Annotated in this window: 14 protein-coding genes; 7 read left to right on the plus strand and 7 right to left on the minus strand. The window is 70.9% G+C overall.

Going from position 1 to position 11,666, the window contains the following annotated elements:
* Positions 1 to 38 precede the first annotated feature (38 nt).
* The 3 genes from HLH28_RS03585 (at position 39) to HLH28_RS03595 (ending at position 2,438) form a co-directional block, all read left to right on the plus strand.
* Positions 39 to 1,082 (plus strand): SDR family oxidoreductase, encoded by a 1,044-nt coding sequence (locus HLH28_RS03585; protein WP_182954545.1) that lies wholly within the window; start codon positions 39 to 41, stop codon positions 1,080 to 1,082.
* A 187-nt stretch (positions 1,083 to 1,269) separates the two neighbouring features.
* Positions 1,270 to 1,842: an HAD family hydrolase gene (locus HLH28_RS03590; RefSeq protein WP_182954940.1), complete on the plus strand. Its 573-nt coding sequence runs from the start codon at positions 1,270 to 1,272 to the stop codon at positions 1,840 to 1,842.
* 101 nt (positions 1,843 to 1,943) lie between these two features.
* The gene (locus HLH28_RS03595; RefSeq protein ID WP_182954548.1) at positions 1,944 to 2,438 is read left to right on the plus strand and encodes a VOC family protein; all 495 of its coding nucleotides are present in this window, start codon (positions 1,944 to 1,946) and stop codon (positions 2,436 to 2,438) included.
* Positions 2,439 to 2,454: 16 nt separating this feature from the next.
* Here HLH28_RS03595 and HLH28_RS03600 read toward each other — a convergent pair whose 3' ends face one another.
* Positions 2,455 to 3,462: a carbon-nitrogen hydrolase family protein gene (locus tag HLH28_RS03600; RefSeq protein ID WP_182954550.1), complete on the minus strand. Its 1,008-nt coding sequence runs from the start codon at positions 3,460 to 3,462 to the stop codon at positions 2,455 to 2,457.
* A 72-nt stretch (positions 3,463 to 3,534) separates the two neighbouring features.
* On the opposite strand from HLH28_RS03600, the gene HLH28_RS03605 reads away from it, so the two are divergent.
* The gene (locus tag HLH28_RS03605) at positions 3,535 to 4,539 is read left to right on the plus strand and encodes a LysR family transcriptional regulator (protein ID WP_182954554.1); all 1,005 of its coding nucleotides are present in this window, start codon (positions 3,535 to 3,537) and stop codon (positions 4,537 to 4,539) included.
* A 75-nt stretch (positions 4,540 to 4,614) separates the two neighbouring features.
* On the opposite strand, the gene HLH28_RS03610 is transcribed toward HLH28_RS03605, so the two are convergent.
* Entirely contained in the window at positions 4,615 to 5,484 is an 870-nt protein-coding gene (locus HLH28_RS03610) for a LysR family transcriptional regulator (RefSeq protein ID WP_182954559.1), read from the minus strand.
* 82 nt (positions 5,485 to 5,566) lie between these two features.
* Between HLH28_RS03610 and HLH28_RS03615 the strand changes: the two genes are divergently transcribed.
* On the plus strand, positions 5,567 to 6,070 hold the full coding sequence (locus HLH28_RS03615) for an SRPBCC domain-containing protein (protein WP_182954562.1): 504 nt from the start codon (positions 5,567 to 5,569) through the stop codon (positions 6,068 to 6,070).
* A 205-nt stretch (positions 6,071 to 6,275) separates the two neighbouring features.
* Here HLH28_RS03615 and HLH28_RS03620 read toward each other — a convergent pair whose 3' ends face one another.
* On the minus strand, positions 6,276 to 7,100 hold the full coding sequence (locus HLH28_RS03620) for a hypothetical protein (RefSeq protein WP_182954564.1): 825 nt from the start codon (positions 7,098 to 7,100) through the stop codon (positions 6,276 to 6,278).
* A gap of 86 nt (positions 7,101 to 7,186) precedes the next feature.
* On the opposite strand from HLH28_RS03620, the gene HLH28_RS03625 reads away from it, so the two are divergent.
* Positions 7,187 to 7,513 carry a hypothetical protein gene (locus tag HLH28_RS03625; RefSeq protein ID WP_182954567.1) on the plus strand — a complete coding sequence of 109 codons (327 nt, stop codon included), beginning with the start codon at positions 7,187 to 7,189 and terminating at the stop codon, positions 7,511 to 7,513.
* 469 nt (positions 7,514 to 7,982) lie between these two features.
* Here HLH28_RS03625 and HLH28_RS03630 read toward each other — a convergent pair whose 3' ends face one another.
* The 4 genes from HLH28_RS03630 to HLH28_RS03645 are packed head-to-tail and all read right to left on the minus strand — an operon-like array spanning position 7,983 to position 10,584.
* A complete protein-coding gene (locus HLH28_RS03630; protein WP_182954571.1) occupies positions 7,983 to 8,738 on the minus strand; it encodes a hypothetical protein in 756 nt (251 codons plus the stop codon).
* A 9-nt stretch (positions 8,739 to 8,747) separates the two neighbouring features.
* On the minus strand, positions 8,748 to 9,233 hold the full coding sequence (locus HLH28_RS03635) for a hypothetical protein (RefSeq protein ID WP_182954574.1): 486 nt from the start codon (positions 9,231 to 9,233) through the stop codon (positions 8,748 to 8,750).
* Positions 9,233 to 9,682, minus strand: a complete 450-nt coding sequence (locus HLH28_RS03640; RefSeq protein WP_182954576.1) for a hypothetical protein — start codon at positions 9,680 to 9,682, stop codon at positions 9,233 to 9,235. Before HLH28_RS03640 ends, HLH28_RS03635 begins: the two co-directional genes overlap by 1 nt.
* Complete coding sequence (locus tag HLH28_RS03645) at positions 9,679 to 10,584, minus strand: phage tail protein (protein ID WP_182954578.1); 906 nt, start codon at positions 10,582 to 10,584, stop codon at positions 9,679 to 9,681. Before HLH28_RS03645 ends, HLH28_RS03640 begins: the two co-directional genes overlap by 4 nt.
* A gap of 315 nt (positions 10,585 to 10,899) precedes the next feature.
* Between HLH28_RS03645 and HLH28_RS03650 the strand changes: the two genes are divergently transcribed.
* Positions 10,900 to 11,616 (plus strand): YfdX family protein, encoded by a 717-nt coding sequence (locus HLH28_RS03650; protein WP_182954581.1) that lies wholly within the window; start codon positions 10,900 to 10,902, stop codon positions 11,614 to 11,616.
* Positions 11,617 to 11,666 lie beyond the last annotated feature (50 nt).

Raw genomic sequence — 11,666 nt, forward strand, 5'->3', positions numbered from 1 at the left:
GGACACCACGGCCGCAGACATCGTTCGACGAGGATCCCATGAGCGCACGACATGTCCTGATCGCCGGCGCCAACGGCGTGGTCGGCCTCGCCGCCCTGAACGCCTTCCAGGGCGCGGGCTGGGCCGCCACCACGCTCAGCCGCGCGACGCGCGGGCCGGGCAGCGGCGCGCATGTCAGCGCCGACCTGCTCGACCCCGAAAGCCTCGCCACGCAGGGCGGCGCGCTGAAGGGGGTCACGCATCTCTTCTACACCGCCCTCCGGCCGAACCCCGACCCGGGCGTCGAGGCGGACGAGAACGCCGCGATGCTGGAAAACCTGGTGGCGGCCCTGCGCGCGGCCGGCGCACCGCTGGAACGCCTGGTCTTCATCCAGGGCGGCAAGGTCTACGGCGCGCATCTGGGCGTCTACAAGACGCCGGCGCGCGAGGATGACAGCCGCCATTTCCCCCCCAACCTCTATTTCCGGCACGAGGATTTCGCCCGGTCGCAGGAAAGCACGGGGCTGAAATGGACGGCGCTGCGGCCCGATATCGTCATCGGCCATTCGCTGGGCTCGTCGATGAATCTCGGCAACCTGATCGGGCTGTACGGCACGCTCTGCCGCGAGACGAACACCGCGATGCAGTTCCCCGGGACGGACGCCGCCTATCGCAACACGCTGGTCAACATCGTCGGCAGCGACGTGCTGGGCGAGGCCGCGCTGTGGGCGGCGGAGAACGGCATGGACGGGGCCTTCAACATCACCAACGGCGACGTCTTCCGCTGGTCGCATGCATGGCCCCGGCTCGCGGAATGGTTCGGGGTGGAGGTCGGCGAGCCGCAGCCGATCTCGCTCGCCCGGCGCCTGCACGCGCTCCGCCCCGTCTGGGCGCAGGTTGCCGCCCGGCATGGCCTGGCCGAAGCCGATCCGGACCGGCTCGCACTGGGCGGGTTCGGCGATTTCATCTTCCATGTCGAAAAGGATGCGATCTTCGACGTGACCAGGGCGCGCCAGGCCGGCTTCCCCGGCATGACCCGCCGCTCGGACGACGTGCTGCTCGCCCACCTGGACGCCATGCGCGAACGCCGGCTCATCCCCTGAACCGGCCACCCCCCGAACGGAGGCGCCGCGCACATGCTTTTGAAAACCGACGCATGGCACATGATAAAACCGGACGCCCGGTGATTCCCCTTGACGGCAATTCCTTCCGGGGGAGTAGAACTGCAATCCAGCAGCATGCATCGGATATTCGCCGTGGGTTCATCGCACCATGACTGACCTTGGGAAAATGGCCGGGGAGAATGTCGCCGGGCTGATCTTCGACTGCGACGGAACGCTCGTGAACACACCGCCCATCTATGCGCGCGCATGGGAAAAGGGCTTCGCGGAATCCGGCGTCCGGATGCCTGCGGAATGGTTCATGGCCAGGGCCGGCATGTCCGATCACGTCCTGATGGACGCGTTCGCTTCCGATTTCAAAGCTCTCTTCGACCGGAAATCGGCGGTCCGGACAATGCGAAAGGCTTTTTTTGAAGACATCGGCGCATTGACCGAAATCGATCACGTCGCGCGGATCGCACGGGACAACCACGGCAGGCGTCCCATGGCCGTCGCCTCCGGGGGCGCCCGGATCATCGTGGAATCCTGCCTCGAGGCCACGGGCCTCATCGATCTGTTCGACGCCATCGTGACGATCGAGGACGTCGCCCATCCGAAGCCCGCGCCGGACCTGTTCCTCCGGGCGGCCGAGGTCATGGGCGTCAGCCCTGCCGAATGCATGGTCTTCGAGGACACGCCTTCGGGGCTTGAAGCGGCCTCGCGGGCAGGGATGCGGGGGATCGACATCACCAAGTTCGGGTAATCCCCCGGCCCGGACCCGCCGGCCTTGAAGCCGGCCTGCGCCGATCCACATCCCGCATGTCCTCCCGAGGCCTGGCCTCGCGGCGCGCAAGGGGAAATGCGATGTCGGGAAAGATCGTCACCTGCCTGTGGTTCGCCCCGGGCGCGGCGCGGAACGCGGCGGAATTCTATGCCGCCACCTTCCCCGACAGCCATGTCGGGCCGGCGCTTTACGCGCCCTCCGACTACCCGGGCGGTGAACAGGGGGACGAATTGACCGTCGAGTTCACCGTGCTCGGCCAGTCCTTCATCGGCCTGAACGGCCGACCGCCGTTTCCCCCGAACGAGGCGGTAAGCTTCCAGGTGATGACCGATGACCAGGCGGAAACCGACCGCTACTGGAACGCCATCGTCGAACAGGGCGGCAGCGAAAGCGACTGCGGCTGGTGCAGGGATTGCTGGGGCTTTTCCTGGCAGATCGTGCCCCGCGCCCTGATGGCCGCGATGAAGGACCCGGACCGCGCCGCCGCGAAACGGGTGATGGACGCCATGATGACCATGCGCCGGATCGACATCGCCCGGATCGAGGCCGCGCGCGCAGGCCACGCGGCGGCCTGAAGCAGGCGACCCCTGTTCACGCGGCGGTGTCGCCGCACCCGGCGGCACCTTCCGCCGCGCGGCCGCCCTCGTCCCCCGCCACGGGATGGCCGCTGGCCGGAACGACGCTCACCCCTTTGCGGGGCCGCGCATCCACCGTCAGGCTGAAGACGTCCGGCCGCGCGTAATGACCCGCGACATCCAGGTCGTAGCGCGCCCGGATCGTGTCCATCAGGTCGATATCCGCGCTCAGGACCGCCTCCCGCCCGTACACGGGCCCGGCGAGGATATCGCCCATCGGACCGACGATCACGCTCCCGCCCCGGATCAGCTCGGTCTTCGGGTCGGCGCCCTGGATGCAGTCGTAGGCCTCCGGCGCATCCGCGCGCGTCAGGTACTGGCAGGCGCTCAGCACGAAGGTCCGGCCCTCGTAGGCGATGTGCCGCATGGACGCCTGCCAGATCTCGCGTTCGTCCACCGTCGGCGCGCACCACACGTTGATCCCCCTGGCATACAGGGTCTGCCGCAGGGCGGGCATGTAGTTCTCCCAGCAGATCGCGGCACCCAGCCTGCCCACCGCCGTGTCCAGCACCGGAAGGGTGGACCCGTCGCCCTGGCCCCAGACCAGGCGCTCGCTCGCGGTGGGCATCAGCTTGCGATGCCGGTCCAGCAGCGTCCCGTCCGGACCGAAGAACAGCGCCGAGCAATAGAGGGTCGCCCCCTCCCGTTCGATCACCCCCACGACCAGATGCGCCTTCATGGCGGCGGCGAAGGCACCGATGCGGGCGGTCTCGGCGCCCGGCACATCGATCGCCGCCTGCCAGTAGCGCAGGAAATCCTCCCGCCCCTCCGCGCTGCGCGTGCCCATCCGCGCCCCGAAATCCAGCCCCTTGGGATAACCGCCGACATAGGCTTCGGGAAACACCGCCAGCTCCACGCCCTGGCGCGCCGCCTCCTCGCAGAGCGCCTGCATGCGGTCGAGAGTGCGCGGTGTGTCGAACAGGCTCGTCCCGGCCTGGACGACGGCGACGCGGCGAAGGGTCATGCGGCTGGCTCCCTGGCTCATTCCACCGCCCTCTTGCCGCACGCATGCGGATCGATCAAATTGAATGAACCGATGCGTAAAATCGACCTGACCGATATCAGCCGGTTCGACTTCAACCTTCTGGTGACGTTCCTGGCGATCTGGCAGGAACGCAGCGTGACGAAGGCGGCCACCCGCCTGTCCCTCAGCCAGTCGGCGGTCAGCACGGCGCTGACGCGCCTGCGCCGGGCGGCGGGGGACCCGCTGTTCCTGCGGACGCGCGGCGGCATGGAACCCACCCCGCGCGCCATCGCAATGGCCGCGCAGCTGACCGACGGCGCCGCGATGATCCGCGACGCGTTCCGCACGCACGCAGGATTCGCGCCGGCCACATGCACGCGCCGCTTCACGCTGGGCATGTCGGACGATTTCGAACTGGCGATCGGCCCGCTCCTGTCCGCCCGGCTGATGTCCGAGGCCCCCGGCGCCGCGATCGTCTATCGCCAGGCAAATCGCTACACGGCCGGACAGATGCTGGAGAGCGGGGAAATCGACGTGGCGATCGTCACCTCGGGCACCTCCCGCTCCTGGATGCAGCGCGAGGCGATCGGCGAGGGCGGCTACGCCTGCCTGTTCGACCCGGCCGCCTGCGGCATCGACACGGCGCCGACGCTGCGGGACTATCTCTCCCTGCCGCATGTCCTGGTCTCGTTCTCGGGCCGCGAGGGCATCGTCGATACGGCGCTGAAGGCCATCGGCCACACGCGGCGCATTCAGACCGCCCTGACGCATTTCTCCGCCCTGCCGCCCTTCCTCGCGGGCAGCCGGGTCATCGCCACGATCCCGGCCCATGCGGCGAACACGCTGGCGCGGATATCGCGGCTCCGCGCCACGCCGGTCCCGGTCGAGCTGGGCCGCTATCCCATCGCCCTCGCCTTCACGCCCGCCACGGGGACGGACGCGGCGCTGTCCTGGCTGCGCGGGGCGATCGCCGACGCGCTCGCCACCGGCCTGGCCCAGGCGGCCCACCAGACGGCCCAGACGGCCCAGATGGCCCATGTGACCCAGGCGACCCAGGCGACCCGCACCGGGCCCTGACACGGCTCGCCCGCGACGCGGCGGACATCCCGCCCCGTCCCACACCGCCCCAGCCCCAACCGTCAGCCCCAACCGTCAGGCACAATACCGCGCCAGGCCCTCCGCCAGATGGTCCAGCAGGGCACGCACCGCCGGCGCCTTCCGCAGGTCCGCATGGGTCACCACCCACAGGGGAAGGGACGCCGGACAATAATCGGGAAGAACGGGAACCAGCTGCGGATCGTCGCGGCCGATCGGTTCCTGGCAATAGCCGATCCCGATCCCCGCGCGCAGCGCGGCCAGCAGGCCCAGGTCGTCGTCGCATTCCAGGTCCGGACGCAGCGCCAGCGATGCCAGCTCCGGAATGCGGGCGATATGGTCGGCGGCGGCGACGATCCGATGCCCGGCCAGGTCCGGCAGGTCGCGCGGCGCACCATGCCGCCGCACATACTCCCGATGCGCAAACAGGCGGATCCGCACCGTCCCGACCTTCCGGCCCCACAGATCCCCCTGCCGGGGCGCGACATGGCGCACCGCCAGATCGGCCTCCCGCCCGATGACGTCCGCGACCGCGTCGGTGAGCGAGAGCCTGACGCGTACCGTCGGCCACGCCGCCATGAACGTGCCCAGGATCGGCGGCAGGACGACGGCCCCCGTGATGTGGCTGGCCGTAACGGTCAGCGTGGTCGTCATGCGCATGCGATCGGACCGCGCGAGGCTTTCCAGCGTGCGGGCCTGGTCCGTCATCATCGTCGCGACGGGCGCCAGCGCCCGCGCCAGATCCGTGGGCGTCAGCCCGGATTTCGACCGGGAGAAGAGCGGATGTCCCACCGCCGCCTCCAGCTGCGCGATCTGCCGGCTCAGGGTGGGCTGGGTCGATCCCAGCTCCCGCGCGGCCTCGGACAGGGAGCCGCACCGACAGACCGCCGCGAGACTTCGCCAGAGATGCCAGTCGATCCTGTCCATACGGATTCGTATACCTCCGCTACCGCTTTGCGCAATGGATCGGACAAGGCGGCGGTCCTACCCTCTCCCCATGGATACGAAAATGCTGATATGTGCCGCGGCGGGCGCGCTCGCCGGGGGCCTCCTTCTCGCGGGCGTGCGCGGTCCGCGACGCGACGTCGCCACGGACATCGACATCGCGGCTTCCCCCGAACGCGTATGGGCGGTGCTGACCGACATGGCGTCCTATCCGGCCTGGAATCCGTTTATCCGCCAGATGACGGGGTCGCTCAGGGCCGGCGGCCGGCTCACCATCCGGCTGGCCGCCGGCGGAACCGACGCCCCGCGGGACCAGATGGTCTTCTCCCCGCATGTGATCGCCGTCCGCCCGCCCCGCAGGCTGCAATGGATCGGCCGGCTGTGGGGCCTGCCCGGCCTGTTCACCGGCGAACATGTCTTCATCCTGCACCCCACCGACCACGGCACCCGCCTCGAACAGAACGAGCGGTTCTCCGGCCTCCTGCTATGGGTCTACGACGTGAACCCGCTCCACGCCGCCTTCCAGCGCATGAACGCGGCCCTGAAAGCGGAAGCGGAACGGCCCTGACCCGCCTCCACGTCGACGTCGCCAGGGAACTCCGGAAACATCGGGAATCGTCCGGGCCCGTTTGCAATATGGGCGGGCAAGCGGGGGCGGTCCCGCGACGCCACAGGATCGCCGCCACCTGCCGCCCGGCCGCCGCCGCGAACGGCCGAACCACGCGCCGGCCCATGCCGCCGCACCATTCTCCTCGCCATGCGATCGAACAATCTCAATCCCACCCACGCATTTTCCGTTTCTCGATCCACCCCTCGCGCGATCCATCCTCCCCCTGCAGGTAGGCCGCGTTCGCTGCCACCAGCGCGTCCCAGTCCTCGCCGCCCGGCGCCAGCCCGTCGGCGGGCATCAGCTGCCGCCAGGCCAGGCCGTGCACCTCCATCACCCGCGACCGCAGCCAGCGCCAGGTGCAGCGCCGCGTCGTCCCCCAGGTCAGCAGCGTGACCAGGTCGGCGTCCCCCGTCCCGTCATAGGCCCAGGCCAGCAGGCAATGCCCGCCCCACGACCCCGGCGTCTGGTCGCCCGGCGTGGTCGTGTCCCACACGCCGTCCCGCTGGTCGGCCAGCGCCAGGCGCACGCCCAGATACGCCGCCCCCATCCCGGCCATGATGTTGCGCATGCCATCCGGATCGTCCGGATCGGCGCTGCCCCACACCGGGAACAGCGTCTGGCCGGCCAGCGCATAGCCCCGGCGCGCGGCATGGGCCAGGACGTCCACTTCCACCCCGCCCAGGTCGGTCGCCGGGTCGCCGGGCACATAGCCGGTCGAGGCCGCATAGAACGCCTCGGCCTCCGCCGTCCCCACCGCCACCTGGTAGCCGGCCAGCGCCGCCGTCGCCCGGATATGATTGCCGATCCCAGCCGCGGTGCAGTCCCCCAGCACGTCGTTGCCCAGCATCAGCGGCGCCGGGTCGACGGCGTCGCGGACCAGGCGCGGCGGCGCGCGGCGCGCCATCATCCGCAACCCGGACAGGCGCGGCTGCCCCGGCCGGGTTTCCGCCGGCCGGCACCCCAGCCTGCCCCACGTCCCTGCTCCCATCGCGACATATCCCCTTCACGTCGACGCGACGACGCCACCACCGCCCCCGCCCGGCGTTGGCACACCACCGGACAGGAGTCCCCGTCATGCGTCGTATCCCGATCTTCATGCTCGCCTGCGCCATACCCGCGTCGCTGGCGGCGTCACCGGCCGCCTGGGCGCAGAAAAACCCGTCCCCGTCCTCGATGGATTCCGAACAGGGCCATTATCCGAAGCCGTCGCAAAAGCCGTCCTCGGACTACGACAACGCGCCCTATCTCCGGAAGCAGGGCGACAACGCGGCCAAATCCGGGTCCAGAACCTATCCCACGCCGCACGCCCTGAAACCGTCGGACGAAAACCACAAGCCACCCGGCATGGACAAGCCATCGCCCGAGCAGATGCCCAAGCCCGGACAGGGACCGCATCCCTGACCGCGACACGCCTCACCGCGACGCCATCGCCGCCGGCGGGACGCGCCCCTCCTGCAGGCACGTGACCCGCCCCGCCGTCCCGACAGGGACGGCGCCCCGGCGCGCAGGGCCACAGGGTCGGGGCGCGATCGCCGGCCGCCAGGATCTCCCGCGCCGGCCGGCCGGCAGGACGCCGGATGGGAAAGAGCCCGTCCGGCACGGTGCTGTTTCACTTTGTCGTCCTCCAATACATATCGGCATGCGCCCCTGATCTATCCTTGGCCCCAGGGAGGTCACGGGATGAAGATCGAGCTGGCCATTGCCATCATGCTGACGCTGGCCGAAATCCTCGCGGTCGGGATCCTGTTCCCGCCGTCGCGGGACACCGACGACGACGGGGACCGCATGGCGGCACTGTTCGCCGCCGGCGGGCCGCCGATACGGATCCTCCCGACACATGCCGCCCCCCGGGACGCCGGACCGCCGCGCCTCACACCCCCCGATACAGCGCCGCCCGCACCGCCGGGGCCGAGGGCGCGCCCGGCGCCGCCGTCATCGCAGCCGGCGCCAGCCCGACGGCCGCTTCCAGCAGCGGAATGATCTGCTCCGCCGTCTGGACATAGACGGCCACCCCCGGCGCGAACGCCGACACGATCGGCGTCGCGATCGTCAGGATCGTCTGGAAATCCGACGCCAGAGACGACGCCCAGCCCTTGCCGGTCTCGATGTCGATCGCCCCGCCCGACGCCGCGTTGATCTGCGCCGTGATCGTCCTGATCCGTGTCAGCGCGGCGTTGACCTGCGCGACCTGGTCGGCGGTCAGATGCGCCGACAGCGTGGGAATGCTCTCGATCGCCTCCGCCGCGAACGCGATCGCGCCGGCATCGGCATTCAGCTCGGCGGTGTTAATGACGGTGCCGGACCCGGTCGTGGTGCAGGCCGACACCGACAGCCCCACCGCCGCCAGCAGCGCCACGCCCGCCAGCGGCCTCCCGCGTCCGGACGCTCCCGGTTCGCCCGTCCCCGGCCCACCCGTTCCGGGCCGCGCCAGGTTCGTGACATTGCGAAAATTCTGCGCCAGCGCGTTCAGGATCGCATAGGCGCGCCCATAGGCCGAACGCGCGCTGGCCGGCACAGGCAGCCACGGCATCGCCGCCGCGCACACGCCGCAGATGGCGGCGACATCGACCAGGTACTGCACCGGCATGATCGTCAGAAGCGTCTGGAAAACGGTCATCGGGTCCATGCGACCCTCCTATGCTGCAATCGCGCGCCGGAACGCCGCGATCGTGATGATGGGATCCGCCGCGCCGCGCGCCGTGTTGTAGACACGCTTGTGCAGCGCGCTCATGCCCGCGGCGTCGCCGGCATCCGGCAGGACGTCGGGCGCGCGGTAATAGGCCAGCCGCGCCATCGCGCAGCCGTAGCGCAGGTTGCCGACCAGCTGCTGCACGCGCGGCAGGTCCGCACAGCTCATCCGCCGCACGCGCGCCGCGATCTCGCCGAACCGCGCGTCGGACAGGAAACTGCGCCAGATATCGTCATGGGTCGCCGGCTCCATCTGCCACAGGCCCAGCGCCGGGCCGCCGCCCAGCTGCGCCAGGAAGGCCCCGCCGCTTTCGGCCAGCGCCGTGCCCGTCAGCAGATTCACCGCCGCGTCCCCCGCCAGCCCCGCCGGCAGCGCCGCCAGCGTGGGGGCGACGACGCGCCATTTCAGCTGCGCGGGATCGATGCCGCCCATCAGCGTCCCCCCAGCCGCAGCACATGGCCGATCCAGTCGACGAACGGCTGGAACCCCAGCAGCGCCGACACGACGCCGCCGATGCCGATGCCCATGTTGCGAATCACCTTGATGCCGCCGGCAATCTGCTCGCTCTGGCGGATCAGGGTCCGCTGCGCCTCGGACAGCGGGGCCGTCGTCTCGGCGATGGTCGCGCGCATCTCGCTGCGCAGGCCGGCGATCGCCTGCTGCGTCTGCTGGGAATCGCGGTCGGCGCGCCGGTCCTGATGCTCGCCGCGCGTCCGCCCCTCGGCCGAGATCTCGGCCAGCTTGACCATCAGCCCCTGTTGCCCGGCCTCCAGCCGCCCGATCCGCACGCCATGGTCGCGCAACGCCTCGGACGCCTCGACGGGGTCCAGCAGGACCGGTTCCGGCAGGCCGCCCTCCCGCGACGGCGCGGCGGCGCTCATCCGCCGACCCCGGTATAGATGATCCGGTTCAGCATCATCGCCGGCGGAATGTTCTGGCTGGCGCCCGTGCCCGCGCTGGCGATGGTCAGGCCGGTCGCGGCGGCCGCCACGGCAATGCCGGTGGTCCCGACGCTGGTCTGCGCCGTCGCCGTCTCCTCGACGTCGCCGCCGCCGGCGAAGCTGGCCGTGATCTCGCCGCCCGAACGCTCCGGCACCACGAAGCCGCCGCCGTGATTGGGCGCGTGGGCATGGCCGGGGTCGGTGACGCCGTGGGAATGCCCCGGGTCCGTGACCGCATGCGTGTGCGACGCGGCCATCTGGCTGCCGCCCACGGCGCCCAGCTGAACGCCGTTCAACCCCGACCCTGCCTCCGTGACCAGGTTGGCCGCCGCCCCGCCCATGTTGTCGACGCCGAACGTCGCCCGCCCGCGCAGGTCGGGCAGCGCGAAATCCGTCGCGCCGTCGCCCGCGCCGTACAGGGTCCCGATCGCCGCGAACAGGGCCGCATAGGCCGTCCGCCCGACCAGTTGCCCGGCACAGAACAGCCAGCCGGGCGGCGCCGTCGCCCCGGCGAAATCCGTGACCGCCCCGACCGGCACCGCCCCCGTCCCGCCCGTCCCGGCGCCCACCGGGTCTGCCGTCCAGACCTGGCTGCCGCCGGCATCTTCCAGCACCACGGCATATCCGGGAGAACTCAGCAGGAAGATGTCACCGAACTGGCTGGCCTCGTCCGCGACGACAGGGTTGGCATTGGGGATCGTCAGGCCCGGATCGGCATAGGTCGCCTGCGGCGTGGTCGTCCCGGTCCGGTAGAACGACAGCCGCGCGCCCGCCCGCGGCACGCCGGCGGCATCCACGCTGAAACCATTGGGCCAGATGAAACGAGAGGCAGCAGAAGACATGCACCCAAACCCCCACCGCGCCCCACGCGGGGACGACCGGACAAGCGGGCGGTGCCTGTGCCCTGACGCCGCATCCTACCCGCCCGGGGGGCGGAAGGGCAACCGTGCAATCGGGCTGCCCGGAAATACGGGGCATGCGACGCGACCTTTCCCGTCGGACCGCCACCCACTCCCGCGCTCCCCGCACCCCCTCCACGCCCGCGCCACGCCGCGCCCCACGCCATGCAGCGAGGGGGACGCGGCCTTGCACGCGCGGGTCTTTGCCCCCGGCGGGAAAGGCGCGACCCTGACCGTGCCAACAGCCGAGGTCATCCGATGCAACAGCGTTCCGTTCTGTCCCTCGCCCTCCTCGCCGCCGCCCTGGTCGCCACCCCGACCATCGCCCCGGCCGCCACGCCGTCCGCCGCCCCGGTCCACACCGCGCGGCCGGACCAGGCCGCCGTCGACCATGATTTCAGCCGGCTGTCGCGGGACGGCCTGCGCGCCTACGCCGACATCGACCTCGCCCGCCAGGCCCTGGCGCAGGGCGACAAGGGCGCGGCCGGCACCTTCCTCGCCGACGCCAACACGGCGCTGGCCCGCGCCCAGACGGACAATCACGCCTTCACCCGCGCGGAATCGGCCCTGACCCCGGCCCCCCACGCACCGCAGGGCACGCCCGGCAAGACCCCCGACCCGGCCTCCGCCGCCCCGGCCGTCACCTGGATCCCGGTCGACGCGGAATATGTGGTCTCCTCCGATCCCGCCGCCGCCCCCACCGACAAGACGCAGGCCGCGAAGACCGCCAGCCAGCACCTGAAGAAAGGCGAAAGCGCCGCCGCCGCGCAAAGCCTGAAGGCCGCGGATATCGACGTCGATTTCGTCATGATCGTCGCCCCCCTGCAGACCGTGACGGCCGACGTCTATCGCGCGTCGAACCTCGTGCACGGCGCCGACACCACCGCCGCCGACCAGGCCCTGCAGGACGCCCAGAACGCCACCCGCTTCGTCGCCGACGACATGGTCTTCGTCCCCAAGGCCCCGAAAGCCTGACCCCGAACGAAAAAGGGCGCGGGGCACTGCCCCGCCCTCCGCTGGGGCCT

This window comes from Gluconacetobacter tumulisoli (assembly GCF_014174155.1).
Taxonomy (GTDB): domain Bacteria; phylum Pseudomonadota; class Alphaproteobacteria; order Acetobacterales; family Acetobacteraceae; genus Gluconacetobacter; species Gluconacetobacter tumulisoli.